Origin of the sequence: Ideonella oryzae (assembly GCF_024055665.1) — a bacterium.
Taxonomy (GTDB): domain Bacteria; phylum Pseudomonadota; class Gammaproteobacteria; order Burkholderiales; family Burkholderiaceae_C; genus Ideonella; species Ideonella oryzae.
Genome location: NZ_JAMXMC010000016.1, coordinates 1 through 20,468, shown reverse-complemented (window position 1 = coordinate 20,468; position 20,468 = coordinate 1). Strand labels below are relative to the sequence as shown.

14 protein-coding genes are annotated in these 20,468 nt (G+C 68.6%); 8 read left to right on the top strand and 6 right to left on the bottom strand.

Annotation, left to right across the window (positions count from 1 at the left end; genetic code table 11):
- Positions 1 to 48 precede the first annotated feature (48 nt).
- On the top strand, positions 49 to 1,275 hold the full coding sequence (kbl, locus tag M0L44_RS20390) for a glycine C-acetyltransferase (RefSeq protein ID WP_252772026.1): 1,227 nt from the start codon (positions 49 to 51) through the stop codon (positions 1,273 to 1,275).
- Positions 1,272 to 2,255: an NAD-dependent epimerase/dehydratase family protein gene (locus tag M0L44_RS20385; protein ID WP_252772025.1), complete on the top strand. Its 984-nt coding sequence runs from the start codon at positions 1,272 to 1,274 to the stop codon at positions 2,253 to 2,255. Before kbl ends, M0L44_RS20385 begins: the two co-directional genes overlap by 4 nt.
- 13 nt (positions 2,256 to 2,268) lie before the next feature.
- Here the strand turns inward: M0L44_RS20385 and M0L44_RS20380 are convergent, their stop codons facing one another.
- Positions 2,269 to 3,078: an alpha/beta fold hydrolase gene (locus M0L44_RS20380; protein WP_252772024.1), complete on the bottom strand. Its 810-nt coding sequence runs from the start codon at positions 3,076 to 3,078 to the stop codon at positions 2,269 to 2,271.
- A 146-nt stretch (positions 3,079 to 3,224) separates the two neighbouring features.
- On the opposite strand from M0L44_RS20380, the gene M0L44_RS20375 reads away from it, so the two are divergent.
- Complete coding sequence (locus M0L44_RS20375; protein ID WP_252772023.1) at positions 3,225 to 3,698, top strand: CBS domain-containing protein; 474 nt, start codon at positions 3,225 to 3,227, stop codon at positions 3,696 to 3,698.
- Between the two features lie 45 nt (positions 3,699 to 3,743).
- On the opposite strand, the gene M0L44_RS20370 is transcribed toward M0L44_RS20375, so the two are convergent.
- Positions 3,744 to 6,044, bottom strand: coding sequence for a putative bifunctional diguanylate cyclase/phosphodiesterase (locus M0L44_RS20370; RefSeq protein WP_252772022.1), 2,301 nt, complete (start codon positions 6,042 to 6,044; stop codon positions 3,744 to 3,746).
- Positions 6,045 to 6,251: 207 nt separating this feature from the next.
- On the opposite strand from M0L44_RS20370, the gene aroC reads away from it, so the two are divergent.
- The 3 genes from aroC to M0L44_RS20355 all read left to right on the top strand — a co-directional run bounded on the left by aroC (position 6,252) and on the right by M0L44_RS20355 (position 11,910).
- On the top strand, positions 6,252 to 7,352 hold the full coding sequence (gene aroC / locus M0L44_RS20365; protein ID WP_252772021.1) for a chorismate synthase: 1,101 nt from the start codon (positions 6,252 to 6,254) through the stop codon (positions 7,350 to 7,352).
- A 138-nt stretch (positions 7,353 to 7,490) separates the two neighbouring features.
- Positions 7,491 to 8,639 (top strand): efflux RND transporter periplasmic adaptor subunit, encoded by a 1,149-nt coding sequence (locus M0L44_RS20360; protein WP_252772020.1) that lies wholly within the window; start codon positions 7,491 to 7,493, stop codon positions 8,637 to 8,639.
- Positions 8,640 to 8,673: 34 nt separating this feature from the next.
- Positions 8,674 to 11,910: an efflux RND transporter permease subunit gene (locus tag M0L44_RS20355; RefSeq protein WP_252772019.1), complete on the top strand. Its 3,237-nt coding sequence runs from the start codon at positions 8,674 to 8,676 to the stop codon at positions 11,908 to 11,910.
- On the opposite strand, the gene M0L44_RS20350 is transcribed toward M0L44_RS20355, so the two are convergent.
- Together M0L44_RS20350 and M0L44_RS20345 are read right to left on the bottom strand one after the other, a co-directional pair.
- The gene (locus M0L44_RS20350; RefSeq protein WP_252772018.1) at positions 11,884 to 14,304 is read right to left on the bottom strand and encodes a methyl-accepting chemotaxis protein; all 2,421 of its coding nucleotides are present in this window, start codon (positions 14,302 to 14,304) and stop codon (positions 11,884 to 11,886) included. The genes M0L44_RS20355 and M0L44_RS20350 overlap by 27 nt on opposite strands.
- Before the next feature lie 166 nt (positions 14,305 to 14,470).
- Positions 14,471 to 15,715 carry an AGE family epimerase/isomerase gene (locus M0L44_RS20345; protein ID WP_252772017.1) on the bottom strand — a complete coding sequence of 415 codons (1,245 nt, stop codon included), beginning with the start codon at positions 15,713 to 15,715 and terminating at the stop codon, positions 14,471 to 14,473.
- A gap of 89 nt (positions 15,716 to 15,804) precedes the next feature.
- Here M0L44_RS20345 and M0L44_RS20340 point away from each other — a divergent pair, with 89 nt between their 5' ends.
- Positions 15,805 to 16,746, top strand: coding sequence for an amino acid ABC transporter substrate-binding protein (locus M0L44_RS20340; RefSeq protein ID WP_252772016.1), 942 nt, complete (start codon positions 15,805 to 15,807; stop codon positions 16,744 to 16,746).
- 10 nt (positions 16,747 to 16,756) lie between these two features.
- Here M0L44_RS20340 and M0L44_RS20335 read toward each other — a convergent pair whose 3' ends face one another.
- Positions 16,757 to 18,100, bottom strand: a complete 1,344-nt coding sequence (locus tag M0L44_RS20335) for a sigma-54-dependent transcriptional regulator (RefSeq protein WP_252772015.1) — start codon at positions 18,098 to 18,100, stop codon at positions 16,757 to 16,759.
- On the bottom strand, positions 18,087 to 19,955 hold the full coding sequence (locus M0L44_RS20330; protein ID WP_252772014.1) for a sensor histidine kinase: 1,869 nt from the start codon (positions 19,953 to 19,955) through the stop codon (positions 18,087 to 18,089). Before M0L44_RS20330 ends, M0L44_RS20335 begins: the two co-directional genes overlap by 14 nt.
- A gap of 318 nt (positions 19,956 to 20,273) precedes the next feature.
- Between M0L44_RS20330 and M0L44_RS20325 the strand changes: the two genes are divergently transcribed.
- Positions 20,274 to 20,468: ABC transporter permease subunit (locus M0L44_RS20325; protein ID WP_435526385.1), on the top strand; the 195-nt coding region annotated here is incomplete at its 3' end.

The window sequence follows — 20,468 nt, the reverse complement described above, 5'->3', positions numbered from 1 at the left end:
TTATTGAACACGATGTGAGCCACCCGTTCACCTGCCAAGGACTCCACCATGTCTGATGCCCACGCGTCCACCGACGCCTTCTATGCCCACCTGCGCCAGGAGCTGCAGACCCTGCGCGAGGACGGTCTCTACAAGAGCGAGCGCATCCTGACCACGCCGCAGGGTGCCCTGGTGCGCACCACCGATGGCCGCGAGGTGATCAACCTGTGCGCCAACAACTACCTGGGCCTGTCCAGCCACCCGGAGGTGATCGCCGCGGCCCATGAGGCCCTGGACACCCATGGCTACGGCCTGAGCTCGGTGCGTTTCATCTGCGGCACCCAGGATCTGCACAAGACCCTGGAAGGCCGGCTGGCCCGCTTCCTGGGCACCGAGGACGCCATCCTCTACGTGGCGGCCTTCGACGCCAACGGCGGCCTGTTCGAACCACTGCTGGGCGAGCAGGACGCGATCATCAGCGACACGCTCAACCACGCCTCCATCATCGACGGCATCCGCCTGTGCAAGGCCCGTCGCTGGCGCTACACCCACAACGACATGGCCGATCTGGAGCGCTGCCTGGAGGAGGCCCGCGCCGGTGGTGCGCGCTTCATCCTGGTGTTCACCGACGGCGTGTTCTCGATGGACGGCACCATCGCCCAGCTCGACCGCATCCGCGCGCTGTGCGATCGCTTCGGCGCGCTGCTGGGCGTGGACGAAAGCCACGCCACCGGCTTCATGGGCAAAACCGGCCGCGGCACCCACGAGCACCGCGGCATCTTCGGCAAGGTGGACATCATCACCGGCACCCTGGGCAAGGCCCTGGGCGGTGCCTCGGGCGGCTTCACCGCGGCCCGCAAGGAGGTGGTGGAGCTGCTGCGCCAGCGCTCGCGGCCCTACCTGTTCTCCAACACCGTGGCGCCGTCCATCGTCGGCGCCTCGCTGAAGGTGCTGGACCTGCTGGAGGGCTCCACGGCGCTGCGCGACAAGCTGGCCGACAACACCGCCTACTTCCGCCGGGCTATCGTCGAGGCCGGTTTCGAGATCAAGCCGGGCGAGCACCCCATCGTGCCCATCATGGTCTACGACGCCGTCAAGGCGCAGCAGCTGGCCGCGCGCCTGCTGGAGCTGGGCGTCTATGTGGTGGGCTTCTTCTACCCGGTGGTGCCGCAGGGTCAGGCCCGCATCCGCGTGCAGCTCAGCGCCGCGCACGACCGCGCCCAGCTCGAGCGCGCGGTGGCCGCCTTTGCCCAGGCCGGGCGCGGGCTGGGGCTGCTGAAAGGGGACGCCCGGTGAGCACGCCCCGCATCCTGATCATCGGCGCCAACGGCCAGATCGGCACCGACCTGGCCGGCGTGCTGGCCGAGCGTCATGGCCGCGAGGCCGTGGTGACCAGCGACCTGTCGCCCCGGGGCCGCGTGCCCGGCTTGGCCCATGAAGCCCTGGACGTGACCGATGCCGCGGCCCTGACCGCGGTGGTCGAGCGCCACGGCATCACCCAGATCTACCACCTGGCGGCGGCGCTGTCCGCCCGCGGTGAGCAGCACCCGATGTGGGCCTGGGACCTGAACATGAAGGGCCTGCTCAACGTGCTGGAGCTGGCCCGCACCCACCAGTTGGAGCGCGTGTTCTGGCCCAGCTCCATCGCGGCTTTCGGTCCCAGCACCCCGCGTGACCAGACGCCGCAGCAGACGGTGATGGAGCCCACCACCGTCTACGGCATCTCCAAGCTGGCGGGGGAGGGCTGGTGCGCCTGGTACCGGCGCAACCACGGTGTGGACGTGCGCACCGTGCGCTACCCCGGCCTGATCAGCTGGAAGACCGCGCCCGGGGGCGGCACCACCGACTACGCGGTGGAGATCTTCCACGAGGCGCTGCGCGCGGGCCGCTACACCAGTTTCCTGGGCCAGGACACGGCGCTGCCAATGATGTACATGGACGACGCCATCCGTGCCACGCTGGAGCTGATGGAGACGCCGCTGGCGCGCTTGCCCCAGTACAAGGCCTACAACCTGGCGGGCATCAGCTTCACCCCGGCACAGATCGCCCAGGCCATTCGGGCCGAGCTGCCCGAGTTCACGATCGACTACGCTCCGGACTTCCGCCAGGCCATCGCCGACAGCTGGCCGCGTTCGCTGGACGACCGCGAGGCCCTGGCCGACTGGGGCTGGACCCCGCGCTTCGGCCTGCAGGAGATGGTGCGTGAGATGCTCGCGGCGCTGAAGCCCGGCATCGCGGCCGCTGCGGCGTCCGCCACCGCCGGCAGCCCGGCCTGAGCCCCGGGCACTTTCAGGTCGCCGCGCCCAGCGCCGCCAGCACCGCCCGCGCGACGGCCTCGGGCTGCTCCTGCAGCATCGTGTGTCCGCCGGGCACCATCCGCACCTCGGCCTTCAGGGCCTCCACCAGGGCCACCGTGGCCTTGGCCGGTGTCATGCGGTCGGCCTCGGCTTGGATCAGCGTGACCGGGCAGCGCACCCGCGCGGCGGCGGCCAGGCCATCGGTGTAGCGGTCACAGAGCTGGAAGTCGTGCAGGAAGAGGTTGCCCTCGGTGCAGCCGGCCTGGGTGCGGGCCATCAGGGCTCGGCTGGCGGCACGGGCCTCGGCCAGCGGCCCCTCGGTCTGGGCGGCCGCCGCGGGCGAATAGGACAGGGTGTTGATCAGGTCCATGCCCGCCTCGGGCGTGGCCACGGCCGATTCCAGCAGGGCGGGGCTGACCCGCATCGGAAAGGCGGTGCCCAGCAGCAGCAGGTGCGCGACGCGCTCGGGCGCCTGCGCTGCGACTTCCAGGGCGATCAACGACCCCATGCTGTGGCCGGCCACGCTGAAGCGATCCAGTCCGGCGGCATCCGCCACCCGCAGTACCCAGGCGGCCAGGGCGTCGATGTCCGGCAGCAGCGGGCCGGCGCTGCCGCCGTGGGCGGGTTGGTCTGGCGCGAGCACCTGGTGGCCTGCCGCCGCACAGGCCGGGCCCAACCGGTGCCAGACGCTGGCGTCGTTGAGGGCGCCGTGCAGCAGCAGCAGGGCGGGGGCATTCGGGCCGGCGGGCGAGGGCGCCCAGCGCGACAGCTTCACGGGATGGTGGTCGACAGTGAGTTGCATGGGTGACGCAGCGTCTGAGGGTAGGGCTGCGCCATCGGGTGGATTCGCGCGGCCCTTGGTTCGTCAGGGTAAGAAAGCCGGCGATTGTGTGCTATGTTGACAACCCCGATACCCATCCGTCGGCACAGCCTGAGGAGACAGCCACCATGAAAGTCAGCGACATCCTGCGCGTGAAGGGCAACACCCTGTTCACCGTGTCACCGGACCTTCCATTGGCCGAGGCCGTGCGGACCATGGCCGAGCAGGACATCGGTTCGGTGGTGGTGATGGAGCACGGTGACCTGACCGGCATGCTCACCTTCCGTGAGGTGATCGCCGCCATCGTGGGCAACAACATGATCATCGGCAGCCGCCTGGTGCGTAGCGTGATGGACGATGCGCCCCTGACCTGCACCCCCGAGACCGAGATCGACGAGGTGCGCCGCATGATGCTGGGCCGCCACGCCCGCTACATGCCCGTGCTCAACGGGCGCACGCTGATGGGCGTGATTTCGTTCTACGACGTTGCCAAGACCGTGGTGGAGGCGCAGGACTTCGAGAACCGCATGCTCAAGGCCTACATCCGGGATTGGCCGGGCGACGAAACACCGTCGTCCTCCGAGGGCCTGGCGGCCCACTGAGTCCGGGGCCGGCGCGAACCTCGGCCAGACGGGGCAGTCTGGCCCTCAAGCCTTGACGGTGGCGGGCAGGACCAGTTCCCGCGGGGCGCTGTTCGGCCGGGTGTGGATTTGCACCCAGGCCTGCGCTTCCTCTGGCGGCAGCGGCTTGCAGAAGCGGTAGCCCTGTGCAGCCTCGCAGCCATGCGATTGCAGGAAGGCGGCTTGCTCGTCGGTTTCCACGCCCTCGGCGATGGTGGTCAGGCGCAGCGCGCGGGCCATCTGGATGATGGCCTGAACGATGGCGCGGTCGTCCGGATCGGTGCTGATGTCGCGCACAAAGGACTGGTCGATCTTCAGGGTGTGGATCGGGAAGCGCTTGAGGTGGCTCAGCGACGAAAAACCGGTGCCGAAGTCGTCGATCGACAGGCGCACGCCCAGGGCATGCAGCCGGTCCATCATCTGGCCGGCCTCGGCCGGGTTGTGCGCCGCCACGCTTTCGGTCAGCTCCAGCTCCAGGCAGCTGGGCGGCAGGCCCGCGTCGTCGAGCACCTTCTGAACCAGCTCTGGCAAGCCAGGGTCGCGGAACTGCACCGCCGAGAGGTTGACCGCCACCACGTTCGAAGGCAGGCCCTCGTCGATCCATTGCTTCATCTGGTGCACGGCCGTGCGCATCACCCAGGCGCCGATGGACAGGATCTGTCCGCTGCTTTCGGCCAGCGGGATGAACTCGGCGGGCGAGATCATGCCCAGCTCGGGGTGCTTCCAGCGGATCAGGGCCTCCATGCCGACCAGTCGGCCCGAATGCAGGCAGATCTGGGGTTGGTAGACCAGCGCCAGTTCGTCGCGCTCCTCGGCCCGGCGCAGCGCGGCTTCCAGCTGCAGTTGGCGGGCCGAGCGGTTGACCATGTCGGCCGAGTAGAAGCACCAGCGGCCGCGGCCTTCGAGCTTGGCCCGGTACATCGCAGTGTCGGCACAGCGCAGCAGGGCCTCGGGCGTGTCGGCGTCGTCGGGTGACAGGGCCACGCCGATCGAGAAGGTCAGGCTGAATTCATGGCCCTCGACGCGACAGGGCAGGGCCAGCCGTTCGATGAGCTTGTCGGCCACCTGGGTGGCGCCTTCGGCGGTGGCACCGGGCAGCAGCACGGCGAACTCGTCCCCACCCAGCCGAGCGACCGTGTCGACCTCGCGCAGGCTCTGGCGCAGGCGCAGGGCCACTTCGCGCAGGATGCCGTCTCCCGCGGTGTGGCCGAAGTTGTCGTTGACATGCCGCAGCTGGTTCACGTCCAGGAAGAGCAGGGCCAGGGGTTGCTGGTGGCGCCGGGCCTGGGCCAGGGCCTGGGTCATGCGGTCCACCAGCAGCTGCCGGTTGGGCAGATCGGTCAGACCGTCGAAGTGGTCCCGACGCAGCAGCTTCTGTTCGACCTGCCGCACCGAGGTGACATCGTGCACGATGGCGATCAGGTGGCCGCTGCGCGGGTCGGCGTCGCGCCGCAGACTCAGCGACACCCAGGCGGTCAGTGGCGCGCCGTTGCGTCGCATGCTGATCACCTCCCCCTGCCAATGGCCGTCCCGGCGAAGCTCTTCCTGCATCACCTGGGGCAGCGCCGCTTCCTGCAGCAGCGGGGCGAGCAACTGGATCGACTGTCCTTGCAGTTCCTCCGCCTGGAAGGCCGTGATCTCGCAGAAGGCTGGGTTGACCGAGAGGATCACGCCCCTCAGGTCGGCGATCAGGACCCCTTCGCGGGTCTGTTCGTAGACGGCCGCCGCGAGACGGAGCTTGTCCTCGACCTGGCGTCGTGCGGTCACGTCCTGCGCCTCGATCAGCAGATGTCCCTGGGGCTGGCCGGGCAGGGCGGCCACAGGGCGCACCGTCATCTCCATCGTCCGGGGGGCGCCACGGTCGTCCAGGCTGCTCAGCTCCAGCTTGGCGATGCGCCCACCGGCGGCCTGGGCAATGGCCATGCGCAAGCGCTCACCCTGTCGGCCGTCCTGGCCCCACATCGGGTGACGCCAGAGCGGCGCAGACTCCGGTGCCTGGGGCTGCAAAGAGGCCTGCATCCAGCGCCGGGCGGTCCGGTTGCCCCGAACCACCTGTCCGTCCGGGGTGATCAGGGCCAGGCATTGCGGGCTGTGGTCGAGCATGGTCTCGACCAGGGCCTTGTCCGCCGTGCCGCGCTGGCGTACCAGGCGCCACAGCAGCGTCAGCCCCCCCAGGCCGCCCAGGGCGGCGCCGCTCCAGAGCCACCCGGGGAGCGTGCGGCTGGCCTCCAGGGGCTGCGCCCAGCTCTGCAGCGGCAGCGCAGCGCCCAGGCCGGCCCACAGCCGCAGGCGGCGCAGCAGGGGTTGGACAGGGGCAGAGACCTTCATGGATGCGGGATGGGATGGGACAGACACGCAGATGCGAGGCGTACCCTCACTGTCGCCGAAAGCAGGGCCTTGTGAAGGCGCAAAGGAGCGCCCAAAAGCGGTCCTGTTTCACACCTCGGCCTCTTTCGTGCATCGACCGATAAAATCGAGGCTCCCTGAAACAAGGCAGGGCACGGTCCGCCTTGCGGCGGGTCGGCCCCCATTCCCATGTCCGGCAGCACCTTTGGCGAACTCTTCCGCGTGACCAACTTCGGCGAGAGCCATGGCCCGGCCATCGGCTGCGTCATTGATGGCTGCCCCCCTGGCATGGCGCTCTCCGAAGCCGACATCCAGCCCGAGCTGGACCGTCGCCGGCCGGGCACCAGCCGCCACGTCACGCAGCGCAACGAGCCCGATGCGGTTGAAATCCTGTCCGGCGTCTACGAGGGCAAGACCACCGGCACCCCCATCTGCCTGCTGATCCGCAACACCGACCAGCGCAGCAAGGACTACGGCAACATCGTCCAGAGCTTTCGGCCCGGCCATGCCGACTACACCTACTGGCACAAGTACGGCATCCGCGACCCCCGCGGTGGCGGCCGCAGCTCAGCCCGCCTGACCGCTCCCATGGTCGGGGCGGGGGCAGTGGCCCGCAAATGGCTGGCAGAGCATTTCGGCATTCGCATTCGGGGCTGCATGACCGCCATCGGCGAGATCGAGATCCCCCGCGACGACTGGAGTCAGGTGGAGCAGAACCCGTTCTTTGCCGCCACGGCCGGCAAGACCGACGAACTCGAGGCCTACATGGACGCCTTGCGCAAATCGGGCGACTCGGTGGGCGCACGCCTGTATGTCGAGGCGTCGGGCCTGCCTGTGGGTTGGGGGGCACCGCTCTTTGACAAGCTGGACGCTGACATCGCCTACGCAATGATGGGCATCAATGCGGTCAAGGGGGTGGAGATCGGGGCCGGTTTCGAATCCGTCCGTCAGCGCGGCAGCGAACATGGCGATGAACTGACCCCCGAGGGCTTCGTCGGCAACCACGCCGGCGGTGTGCTGGGGGGCATCTCGACTGGGCAGGACATCACTGTCAACATCGCCATCAAGCCCACCAGCTCGATCCGCGTCCCGCGCCGCTCGATCGATCTGCAGGGGCATCCTGCCCAGGTGGAGACCTTCGGTCGCCACGATCCTTGTGTCGGCATCCGGGCCACGCCCATCGCGGAAGCCATGCTCGCCCTGGTGCTCATCGACCACGCTCTGCGCCACCGCGCGCAGTGCGGTGATGTGCAGGTGGCCACGCCGGACATCGCGGCAGCGCGTCGTTGAGCAGGCGCAGTTCGTCGCTGCCTGATGCAGTTCATCGGCCCGGGGGACGGTTCGTCCGCCGGGCCTTTTCTTTTGCCTGGCTGCCCCTACACTGCGACCGCTCCACGAGAGCAATCAACAGAAGAGGCGGGAACAGACATGCGACAACGCAGGTGGATCGGAGGGGTAGCGCTGGTGGTGCTGGTCGTCCTGGTGGGGGCGGTGGTGGCCCGGAAGTCGGGTCAGCCCAAGGATGACAAGCCCAAGGAGGCCACCCTGGTCTTCAGCACCCAGGAAGTGGTGCAACCCCAGCAGATGGCCCTGCCCGGGCGCGTCACCTTCTCCGGCCCCCTGGTGGCGCCATCGACAGTCACGGTCCGTGCCAAGGCCGCCGGCACGCTCGTCAGTCTGCGCGTGGACGAAGGCAGCCGGGTGGTCCAGGGGGAATCCCTGGGCGTGATCGATCTGGCCGAACTCAACGCCCGCCTGAACGAGAAGACGGCCCAGGCCGAGGCAGCCAAGGCAGTGCTGGCCCAGGCCCAGCGCAGCCATGACTCCAACCTGGGGCTGGCCGAGCAGAAGTTCATCTCGCCGATCGCGCTGGAGAACTCGCGGGCCTCGCTGGAAAGTGCCAAGGCGCAGTACAACGCCGCACTGGCCCAGGTGGAGACGGCCCGCATCCAGCTGCGCGAGGCGGCCCTGGCCGCCCCCATCAGCGGCATCGTCTCCAAGCGCCACGCCCTGCCGGGCGAGAAGGTCGCGGCCGAGCAGGAATTGCTGACCATCGTGGACCTGCGCAAGCTGGAGATGGCCGGCAGCGTCGGCACCCACGAGGTCGGTCAGCTGCATCCGGGCATGTCGGTCCAGCTGCAGGTGGAAGGCGTGGAGGAGCCCATCGAAGCCAAGCTGGCCCGCATCGCCCCGGCCGCCGAGGTGGGGACGCGTTCCATCGGCGTGACGCTGACGCTGGACAACCCCAAGGAGTTGCTGCGTGCCGGCCAGTTCGCTACCGCGAACGTGACCCTGCCCGCGGGGGCGCCGCGCCTGACGGTGCCGGTCACTGCGCTGTCCTCCAGCTCGGGGCAGGACTATGTCTGGACCCTGGAGCAGGGCAAGCTGCTGCGCCGCACGGTGACCACCGGACGCCGGGATGCAACGCGCGGTCTGGTGGAGATCACCGACGGCCTGGCCGCCGGCAGCCAGGTGCTGGCCGCCCGCTTCGACAATCTGCGCGAAGGCCAGGAAGCCCGCATCCAGAACGCCACCCAGGCGGCCTCGGCCGCCTCGGGCCCGGCCAAGACGCTCTGACGCGTCGTCCCGTCACGTCTCGGAGGAAGACCTCATGTGGATGACCCGCGTCGCCATCAACAACCCCGTGTTCGCCACCATGATGATGGTGGCGGTTTGTGTGCTGGGGCTGTTCTCCTACCTGCGGTTGGGTGTCGAGCAGATGCCCGACATCAACCCGCCGGTGGTGTTTGTCTCGATCAGCTACCCCGGGGCCTCGCCCTCGGCAGTGGAGACCGAGATCACCAAGCCGGTCGAGTCGGCGCTCAACAGCATCGCTGGCGTGAAGATGATCCGCTCCAACAGCCTGGAAGGGCGCAGCGAGACCGTGGTCGAGTTCAACCTCGACGCCGACATCTCCCAGGCCAACCAGGATGTGCGCGAGAAGATTGCGGCCCTGCAGGCCTCGCTGCCGGAGGATGCCAAGGCGCCGTTCATCAGCCGCTTCGACAACGACAACGCCCAGCCCACCGTGGTGCTGGCGCTGGTGGGGCACCACCGCAGCGAGCGTGAAATTTCGCTGCTGGCCGACCAGACCGTGGTCAAGCGCCTGGAGCGGGCCGAAGGCGTGGCCCGCGTCGTGGCCAGCGGCCTGAACGTGCGCCAGGTGCGGGTGGAGCTGGATCCGGCCCGTCTGCGCGCCGCGGCGCTCACCCCGGCCGATGTGGCGGCGGCCCTCAAGCGCAGCAATGCCGACGAGCCGGTGGGCCTGGTCAGCAACGGCACCGCCGATGCCATCGTGCGGGTGGAGGGGCGGGTGCGTGATCCCAAGGACTTCGCGCAGATCGTCGTTGCCCGCACCGGCAATGGCGTCACCACCCTGGGCGACCTGGGCCAGGTGGTCGAGACCGACCAGGAAGCCGAGTCCATGTCCCGCGTGAACGGCGACCCCGCCATCACGCTGCAGGTCTACAAGCAGAAGGACGCCAACATCGTCCGGGCCGGCGAGTCCATCAAGGAGGCGGTGGAAAGCATGCAGGGCAGCATGCCGCCGGGCGTGGAGCTGCGCATCATCTACGCCAACAGCGACTGGGTGCAGGACTCCCTGCACGGCGTGCAGCGCACCCTGATCGAGGGCGCACTGCTGACGGTGGCCATCGTCTTCCTGTTCCTGCAGAGCTGGCGCTCCACCGTCATCACCGGCCTGACGCTGCCGATCTCGGTGATCGCCAGCTTCATCGCGGTCTATGCCTTCGGCTTCACGCTGAACTTCATGACCATGATGGCGCTGTCGCTGTGCATCGGCCTGCTGATCGACGATGCCATCGTGGTGCGGGAGAACATCGTCCGCCACGTGGACATGGGCAAGGACCACCTCACGGCGTCCCGCCAGGGCACCGAGGAGATCGGCCTGGCGGTGATGGCCACCACCTTCGCCATCTGCGCGGTGTTCGTGCCCGTGGCCTTCATGAAGGGCATCGTCGGCAAGTTCTTCTACCCTTTTGGCATCACGGTGACCGTGGCGGTGCTGGTCAGCCTGTTCGTCAGCTTCACACTCGACCCGATGCTGTCGTCCATCTGGCCCGATCCGCCCACCGACCGTTTCCGCCGCCTGCCGGTCATCCGCCATCTGCTGAAGGCGGTGGATGTCGGCATGGATGTGCTGCACAGGGTCTATGCGGCGCTGGTGGATTGGGCCTTCAGCCATCGCCGCTACCGCCTGTGGGTGCCACCGGTGCCGGCCTGGGGCCATCCGGTCAACGCCCAGGGGGATGTGGACCGTGCCGCCCCGCGCCGCCTGCGCTGGGCCACCATCACGCCACGTGGCATGGTGCTGTGGTTGGCCGGGCTCTCTCTGATTGCGGCCCTGATGCTGGCGCCCTTGATCGGCGCGGAGACCATTCCCGAGACCGACCAGGGCTTCACCCAGCTGCAGGTCAAGCTGCCCGTGGGCTCCAGCCTGGCCCGCTCGGACCAGAAGATCCGCCAGGTCGAGACCATCATCCGTGCCAAGTTCCCCGAGGTGGAGTCGATGACCACCACCGTCGGGGGCGAGGATGGCCGCAACACCGCGGGCATTGGCCTGGTGCTCAAGCCCAAGGCGCAGCGCCACCGCACCCAGAAGGAGCTCGAGGACGCGCTGCGCAACGAGCTGGCCTCGGTGCCGGGCATCCAGATCATCCTGGGCTGGAACCGCCCGATCAACGTGGCGATCCTGGGGCCTGATCCCACCGTGCTGGACCAGATCACGAACGACCTGAGCGCCAAGATCAAGAAGATCAAGGGCGTGACCGATCTGCAGAGCTCGGTGGAGCCCGGTGTGCCGGCCTATGCGGTGCGCATCAAGCCCAGTGCCGTGCGCGAACTGGGCCTGAGCACCACCCAGGTGGCCACGGCACTGCGCACCTACGTCAATGGCGATGTGGCCAGCTACTGGACCACGCCCGATGGCGAACAGGTGGAGGTGCTGCTGCGTTTGAAGAGCCTGGACCGACAGCAGGTGGCCCAACTGCGCCAGCTGCCGGTGGCCTACGCCAAGGACGGCACGCCCATTCCGCTGGAGCGGGTGGTCGCGGTGGAGCCGGTGGAGAACCCGGTGGTCATCAAGCGCCAGAACCTGGAGCGCCGCCAGGCCATCTATGCCGGCGTGGACCATGCCTCCGGCCGGGCCGTGGGCGACGTGAGCGCGGATGTGCAGAAGCTGATCCAGGCCACCGTGCTGCCACCGGGCTACCGCTTCGACGTGGGCGGTCAGGCCAAGGACCAGGCCGAGATCTTCGGCAACATGGTGGCGGCGCTGGCCCTGGCCGTGGTATTCATCTACATCGTGCTGGCCAGCCAGTTCGGCAGCTTCCTGCAGCCGCTGGCCATCATGGCTTCGCTGCCCTTGTCACTGATCGGCGTCATGCTGGCGCTGCTGCTCACCCACTCGACCATCAACCTGTTCTCGCTGATCGGCCTGATCATGCTGATGGGGCTGGTGACGAAGAACGCCATTTTGCTGGTGGACTTTGCCAACCATGCGGTGCGGGCGGGCAAGAGCGTGGCCGAGGCGGTGAAGGAGGCCGGCCTGATCCGGATGCGCCCGATCATCATGACCACCGCGGCCATGGTGTTCGGCATGCTGCCCATGGCGCTGGCCTTCAACGAAGGCGGCGAGATCCAGGCGCCGATGGGACGCGCCATCATCGGCGGCGTGCTCACCTCCACGCTGCTGACGCTGCTGGTGGTGCCGGTGATCTACAGCTACCTGGTGCGGCCCGAGGCGCTGCGCCGGGCGGCGCAGCGCGAGGCCCGGCTGCACGAATCCGATGAGGCCGTGGTCTCAGGCGGGGAGAGCCTGGGGCATTGAGCCCGCGGTGGAACCGGCCGGAGCAGCCTGGTGGTCGGCCCCGGCCGATGACGGTACGGCGCTGGCAGCGCTGGTGCTGCGGTAGATGCCGCAGCCCAGCAGCAGCCGGTCGTTCAGGGCCACCACATAGCTGGCCTTGGGTTGCACCTTGCCGGTGTCGGGGTTGACGATGTCGTACTCCACCCAGTGCTGGCCATTGGCCGAGGCGGCGGCCCAGGCCTCGTGCACGAAGCGGTCACCGTCGATGCCGGGCAGTTCGTGCACGCGGTGGCCGTTCATGGCCGGCTTCAGGCCGTGGACCAGGTAGCGGCCCTCGCGGTCGACGATGAAGATGTAGAGGTCGCGGTCGATGAAGCCGCCATCGGCCCGGGTGAAGACCTGGCTGGCGCGCTCCACGCCGTCGCGGCTGACCAGGGCGTGGGCCTTCTCCACCAGGGCGCAGGCCTCGTCGGCGCTGCCCTGGCGCAGCCGGATCGAGGCGACGGCTTCGCCCAGGGCCTGGGCCCGGTGCACCAGTTCGCTGGCATCCTTGGCCGATTCCTCCACCATGGTCGCGTTCTGCAGCGTGATGTCTTCCAAGGCGCCGACGGTCTTGGTCACCTCGGCCAGACCCACGCTTTGCTGGGTGCTGGCCTCGGCGATGGTGCGCAGGCGGTCCGACACATTGCGCACGCCGTCCACCACCTGGTTCAGGGTCTGTCCCACCGATTGGATGCGGGTGACCGAGCGGGCCACCTCTTCACCGGACTGGCCGATCAGCGTGCGGATTTCCGCCGCCGCCGATGCACTGCGCTGGGCCAGCTGCCGGACCTCGGTGGCCACCACGGCAAAGCCGCGGCCGGCCTCGCCCGCACGGGCCGCTTCCACGGCGGCATTCAGGGCCAGGATGTTGGTCTGGAAGGCGATGCCGTCGATCACGCTGATGATCTCGCTCATGCGGCGAGAGCTGCCCTCCAGCGAGCCCATGGCCCCCACCGTCTGCTGCATGGCAGTGCCCCCGGCCTCGGCCCGCTCGCGCAGGGCCTGGGTCAGGTGGTCGAGTTCCTGGGCCGCCTGGGCATTGACCGTGACCGCTTCGCTGAGCTGGCTGACCGTGGCCATGGTCTGACGCAGGCTGGCCGCCTGGGCGTCGGTGCGCTCGGCCAGAGCCTGGCCACGGGCGGCGGCTTGCTGGCCGGCATAGCCCACGCGGATGGCGCTGCTGCGGATGTCGGCCACCATGGCCGAGAGTTGGCCCGACATCTGCTCGATGCCATTGCCCATGTCGGCGATCTCGTCGCTGCCTTCGATCTTGACGCTGTGGGCCATGTCGCCGGCGGACATGGCCTTCACGCTGTGCTGGAGCGCGCGCAGTGCGCCCATGACGCTGCCGTAGAAGCTGAAGCTCAGGTAGAGCATCAGCACCAGACCGATCACGCTGACCCCCATCTTCACCCAGAACATGTTCACCAGATGCGTCTCGCGCAGGGTCAGGCGCTTGCTCAGTTCCTGCGCGGCAGCGCCCTGGAAGCCCTTGACCGCATCGATCACGCTGCTGACCTGGGTGAAGAATCCGGCGGCATCGCCCTGCAAGGGCTCGGCGGCGAAGCTCTGCTTCAGTGACTGAGCCAGACGCTCGGTGTTGTCGCGGGCCTCCTGCCAGCCTTTGGGGGCGGCCACGTCGACGCGTCCGAGGGCACCCACCGAGAATTGCACATCATGCAGGATGGACTGGAGCGCAGCGCCGTGGGCCAGTACGGTGGCCCGCTCCTGGGCGCTGGCCTGTCCGGCCGCCAGCAGTCCGGCGCCCAGTCCGCGAACCTGCCCCAGGTGCTCGGTCCAGGGCAGGGCTTCCAGGGTGGACAGCGACATCAGGAAGTAGGTGTCGGCGTCCGGGTCGAGCAGCAGGGAAGAGCGCTCGGCCACGGTGGTGATGAGGTTGCGCAGGCCCTCGATGCGGTCCGTGTGATCTGCAAAGACGGCTGCGGGCTCGCCCTGGGCCGTCGGGCCGGCGAGCCCCTCCAGCGCCGTGCGCAGCGATGACCACTCATCCTTGGCGGCAAACGCGTCGGTCTGGGCGAGCGCCTGGTCGACTTCGCCCAGGTGGGCTTTGAGCCGTTCAGCGCTTTGGGCCAGGGACGCCTGCGCACTGCCGTCGCCGCGCATGACTCGGTTGGCCAGCCCGCGATGCACCTGGACTTCGTAGGCCGTTTGCGACAGCGGCATCACCAGCGCCAGTCCCTGGCGCTCGGCCCGGGTGACGCGGATGGCCTCCTGGTCGTGCAGCGCACCGGTGACCACGTTGATCAGCAGAGGAATCAGCAGCATGCTCCCCAGCAAGGAGAGCTTGAGCGGCATGCTCAGCCGGCGCATCAGGCGGTTGCCTGCACGCATCACGATGCGAAGAATCCCCATGGTCACTGTCCCCTTGTCTTGGGCTGCAGGCAGGGCATGAGCGACCCGCAGCGGCAATTGGTCTCTTGGGGCCGATGGTGACGCAGTCAGGGAAATCTGAAACGGTCAAACAACACGGAAAGCACCCCGGTGTTGTTCGCCAGGGGGCGAGGAATCCCGGATTCAGTCAGCGGGCCAGGGTGTCGAGCACCTCGTGGCAGGCGCCGAGGTTGTGGTAATCCACCTTGCCGGCAGGGCTCTTCTCGTCGGTCAGCTTGCGGTTGTCCGGCCCCAGGATGCGGTACCAGGCACCGTGGTCGTGATCCACGAAGTGGCGCCAGACATAGGCCCAGATTCGGTCGTACCAGTCCCAGTAGCCCCCTTCGCCGGTGCGCTGGGCCAGCGCGGCCGCGGCGGCCAGGGTCTCGGCCTGGACCCAGTGGTACTTGTCGCCGTCGCTCACCTTCAGATGGGTGTCCGTGGCCGGATCGCCCAGGGGCCCCAGGCCATAGACCAGGCCGCCATGGACGTTGTCCCAGCCCAGATGGACGGCGGCCGCAAACAGTTCGCGGGCCCGTGGCAGCATCCAGCCGGTGTCGGCGTCCGGTGGGCTGAGCCGTTCCAGCGTGAGCAGCAGCTTGGCCCACTCCGTCCAGTGGCCGACCTGGTAGCCCCAGGGACGGAACAGGTTGGCGGGGTCGTGCCGGTTGAAGTCCCAGTCCGGCGTCCAGTCGGCGTGGAAATGCTCCCAGACCCAGCCATGGCAACGCCCGGCCAGGGTTTGGGTGACCTGTTGCGCCAGGGCGTGGGCACGCTGCAGGCAGAAGCGGTCGCCCGTGGCCTCAAAGGCGGCCATCAGGGCTTCGCAGGCATGCATGTTGGCGTTCTGGCCCCGGTAGGCGTGCAGGGTCCAGTCGGGGCCAGCCTCGTCGGCGTACAGGCTGGCGCCCGGTTCCCAGAAGTGCCGTTCCATCAGCGCCAAGGTTTGCTGCAGGGCCGGACGGGCCTCTTCGAGCCCGCTCAGCAGGGCCTGGGCCTGGGCCAGCAGCACAAAGGCCAGGCCATAGGCATGCTGGGTGGCGTCCAGCACGTCGCGCTGCCCGTCGCGCCAGCGCAGCAGCCACAGGTAGCCATCGTTGGCCTCGTCACGGTGGATGTCCTGCACGAAGCGCAGGGCGTGGCGGGCCGTGTCTTGCCAGCCCGCGGCCCGGGGATGATCGGGAAAGCGGCGGGCCATCATGGCGTGGGTCACGACAAAGCGCGTGCTGCTCACCAGGTGCCGGGTGGTGTGGTCGTAGACGCTGCCGTCGTCCCGGTAGAACTGGTAGAGCCCGCCACGGGGGTCCACGCAGCGGCCATCGTAGAACGCCATGGTCTGCAGCAGGTGCTGCTGCAGAAAGGCCGGATCGCGGAAGTCGGGAGCGGAGCGCATGGGGCGGATGCTAAGGCGCCTCTCGACCTGGGGCCAGTGCCCAGGTGACACCCGCCCTGATTTGTCACAATGATCGACAGGTCCCCCCCATGGCAGTCCGCGCGTCCCCCTTCCTTTCCTTCGCCTTCCTGGCCATGGCCCTCGGCTTCGCGGGGGGAATGCCCGCGGCAGCGGTCGAGCCGCCGGCGTACGCCGCTTCGCCCACGCTGCGCAAGATCCATGACACCGGCCTGATCACGGTGGGCTACCGGCTGTCCTCGCCGCCGTTCTCCTACCTGAACCTGGACCGCCAGCCGGTGGGCTACAGCGTGGACCTGTGCCGCCAGGTGGTGCGGGCGGTGCGTCAGCGCCTGGAGATGCCCGATCTGGAGGTGCGGATGATGGGGGTCAGTTCGGCCACCCGCCTGCCGCTGGTGGCCAACGGCACGGCCGACCTGGAATGCGGCGTCACCACCCACAATGTTGAGCGCGAGAGCCAGGTGGCCTTCTCTCTGACCATCTTCGTGGCCAGCAGCAAGCTGCTGTCTCGCAAGGACGCGCCGGTGCTCAGCCTGGACGACCTGCGCGGCCGCCCGGTGGCCACCACGCTGGCCACCACCAGCATCCAGTTCCTGCAGGCTGAGAACCGCCGCCGGGGGCTGGAGATGAAGATCCTGGCCGGGCTCTACGACATCGAGGGCTTCCGCATGGTCACGGCGCGCCAGGCCGCCGCCTACGCCATGGACGACGTGCTGCTGCAGAGCCTGCTGGCCGAGGCGCCCGATTCCGCCGAGTACATGATCGCCCCGACGCCGCTGACCAGCGAGCCCTATGCCCTGGTGCTGCGCAAGGGCGATCCGGTGTTCAAGCGCCTGGTGGATGACGTGCTGGCGGGCCTGTACCGCAGCGGCGAGATCCAGGCCATCTACGCCAAGTGGTTCCTGCAGCCCATCCCGCCGCGGCACATCAACCTGCAGCTGCCGATGAGCCCGGCCCTGCAGCGGGTGATTGCCCACCCGACCGATTCACCCGACCCGGCGGTGTACCGCTGAGGAACGTTCTTCAGCGGAAGCGGCCGGGGTCGATCCCGTGCCGGTGCAGCTTGTCGTACAGCGTCTTCTTGGGCGTGCCCAGCTGCTGCATCACATCCTGCATGCGACCCTGGCAGCGCTGCAGCGCCTGCTCGATCAGGGCCTTTTCCACCTTGTCCATCTGCTGCGCCAGGGGCACCGGGTCGCTGCCGGCATCGGCCAGCAATTCGCCCAGGTCGCCTTCCAGCACGAAGCGGTCGGCCGCGTTGCGGATCTCCCGCACATTGCCCGGCCAGTCGTGGGCCATCAGGTCGCGCAGACGCTCGGGGCTCAGCTCGGGCGCGCTCAGTTCGTAGCGTTCGGCGGCCTGGCCGACGAAGTACTCGAACAGCAGCGGGATGTCCTCGCGCCGCTCGCGCAGGGGCGGCAGCTGCACCTGGGCCACGTTCAGGCGGTAGTAGAGGTCGGCGCGGAACTTCTGCTGCTCGCTCAGTTCGCGCAGGTCGCACTTGGTGGCCGCCACCACGCGCAGATTGATCGGCAGTTCCTCGTTGGAGCCCAGGCGCTCGAGCTTGCGTTCCTGCAGCACCCGCAGCAACTTGATCTGCATCTGGATCGGCATCGATTCGATCTCGTCGAGCAGCAGGGTGCCGCCGTTGGCGTGCTCGATCTTGCCGATACGGCGCTTGCCCGCCGAGGTGAAGGCGCCCGGCTCGTGGCCGAACAGCTCGCTCTCGAACAGGGTTTCGGGCAGACCGCCGCAATTGATCGCCACGAAGTTGCGGTCGCGCCGGTTGCTCTGGTCGTGCAGGCAGCGGGCCACCAGCTCCTTGCCGGTGCCCGTCTCGCCCAGGATCATCACGTCGGCCGAGGTGGCGGCCAGGCGCAGCACCTTGCGCCGCACCTCCTGCATGGCCGAGGAATGGCCCAGCAGCACCGACTCGATGCCGATGCGCTGCTGCAGCTGCGTCCGCAGGTCTTCCAGCGCCATGCGCATGACCCGCTTGTCCAGCGCGCGGATGGCGGTCTCGACGAAGCGCTCGGGGTCGAAGGGCTTCTCCAGGAAGTCGTAGGCACCGGCCCGCATGGCCCGCACCGCCATCGAGATGTCGCCATGCGCGGTCACCACCACCACCGGCAGACCGGCATCGATCTCCTGCACCTTTTCCAGCAGCGTCATGCCGTCCATGCGCGGCAGGCGCACATCGGTGATGACGATGGCCTGGGCCCCTTCGGTGATGTGGGGCAGGGCGTCCTCGGCGGTGCCGAAGGCCTTGACCGCCAGGCCGGAGAGCTCCAGCGTCTGCGCCACGCTGGAGCGCACCGGGGGGTCGTCCTCGATGTAGATCACGTGGTAGCCGTCAAACATGTTCATCCTCGGAAGGGCTGGCGGGCCCGTGTTCGGTCGAAGGGAAGGGCGCCTCGGCGGCCAGGTCGAATTCGAAGCGCATGCCCTGGGCGGTGCGTTGCGCCCGCAGCGTGCCGCCGAACTCCCGCACGATCTTGGCCGAGATCACCAGGCCCAGGCCCAGGCCCTGGCCGGCGGGCTTGGTGGTGAAGAAGGGCTCGAACAGGCGGGCCATCTGGGCCTCGTCGATGCCCGGGCCGTTGTCCTCCACCGACATCCACACCCGCTCGCCTTCGCGCCGTGCGTGGAAGCTGAGCACGGCACCGTCGGTGCTGGCCATGGCGTCCAGCGCGTTGCCGGCCAGGTTCAGCAGCACCTGTTCCAGCCGGTTGGCATCGCCCTGGGCGCTCAGCGCCTCGGGCACGTCGTGCACGACCTGCACGTCCTGGTGGCGCAGTCGGTGGTCCAGCATCAGCAGCACGTTGCGCACGGCCAGGGCCGGCGACACCGGCTGCTGGCGCAGGCTGTCCTTGCGGGCGAAGGACTTCAGCTGGGTGACGATGCGGCCCATGCGCTCCGACATTTCGTCGATGGTGCGCAGGTTGCTGGCCACATCGGCGTGGCGGCCAACCTCCAGCAGGCGCAGGCTGTTGCGCGAGAGCACCCGCAGCGCGGTCAGTGGCTGGTTGATCTCGTGCGAGATGCCGGTGGACATCTGGCCCAGCACCGCCAGCTTGCTGGCCTGCTGCAGTTCGTCCTCGGCCAGCACGCGCTGCGCGATCTGGCGCTTGAGCTCCTCGTTGGTTGTGCGCAGTTGGGTTGTGCGCAAGTCCACCTGGCGCTCCAACTGGTCGTGCGCCTGTTGCAGCGCATTGCGGGCCTGCAGCAGCTGGCGCTCGGCGCGGCGGCGGAAGAAGAGGTAGAGCAGCAGGCTGGCCACCAGGGCGCCGGCTGCCGCGCCGCCCCAGGCTGCGGTGCGCGCCTGGCGCCACACCTCGGACGGGTCGGACAGGCTCAGCAGGCGACCGCCCAGGGCCCACAGTGAGCGCTCCTGGCGCAGCAGACGCGGCGGCAGCGTGCCGTCCCCCGTGGGGACCCTCACCAGGCTGACCGAGGGGCTGAGCTGGCGATCCACCGCCAGCTGGAGCTGACCATTGGCATGGGGCGGCGGTCCCAGTGGCCCGATCTCGCCCGGGTTGGGCGCCAGCCAGCGGTACTTCCAGCGGGGCACCGAGGTGATGACCACGGTGTCACTCTCATCGAGCACCAGCAGACGCTCGCTCTGCGAGCGGGCGCCCAGGTCGACCCAGGTGGCCTCCAGCGGGGCCAGATTGAGCTTGAGCACAACCTGGCCGCGGCTGGCGCCCTCCAGCACCACCGGGTGGACGAAAAGGTAGTCCGTGCTGCCATCACCGGGGTTGCGGGCAAAGTGGTCCGCGGGCTTGGCCAATTCCGGTGCGGGGGTGCTGCCGCCGTTGGGGTCGCTGCTGACCAGCAGGTGGCCCTCGGCGTCGGTCAGCATCACCTCGGATGCACCGGCCCGTACACCGATGCGGGCCAGGGTCAGGCGGGCGGCTTCCCGGGCCGTGCTGGAGTGAGGCTGCAGCAGCAGGGCGCGCACATCGGCATCGGCGGCGATCAGGCTGGGGAGGTAGGCATAGCGGGCCAACTCCGACTCCAGCGTGGCTGCATAGAGCTCCAGCCGCTCGTTGGCCACGGCGGACAGGTTCTCCAGCCCGGCCCGTTCATTCCAGCGGTAGCCCACCCAGCTGCCCAGGGCCACCCAGGCCAGCACGCCCAGCACCAGCAGGCCCGAACGCAGCAGCCGCTGGCGCAGCGGCGGGGCATCCGGCGGGGACAGAACGGGGAAGGACGCGGGCATCAGGGTGCGTAGTGTGCCCAAAGCCGAGACCCCTGAAGCGACCCGGCGCCGCGTTCTGTGCGGCGTTTCGGAACCCGGTGGGGGTGGCGGTGTGGAAAACCGCACTAGGCGTCGAAAGTGGGGTGTGGATCATCGCCCCATCGCCGCACGGCAGATGTGCATGGCAGGGCACCGGGGCGGGGCAAACGGGTGGTTTCGGCCCGAAAACGGCGGGGTTATCCCTGAACCATCTTGGTGCTTACCCCAGCTGGCACAAGCCGTGCGATAGAGCGCCTCATAGGCTGGACGCGGCTCGCCGCACAACAACAAGGTTTTTGAATGGACATCTTCGTTCAACAGATCATCAACGGTTTGGTGTTGGGGAGCATGTACGCTCTGGTGGCGCTGGGCTACACGATGGTGTACGGGATCATCAGCCTGATCAACTTTGCGCACGGCGAAGTGCTGATGGTGGGTGCGATGGTGTCGTGGTCGGTGGTGACGGCGCTGGCGGACTCGGGTCTGCCGGGCTGG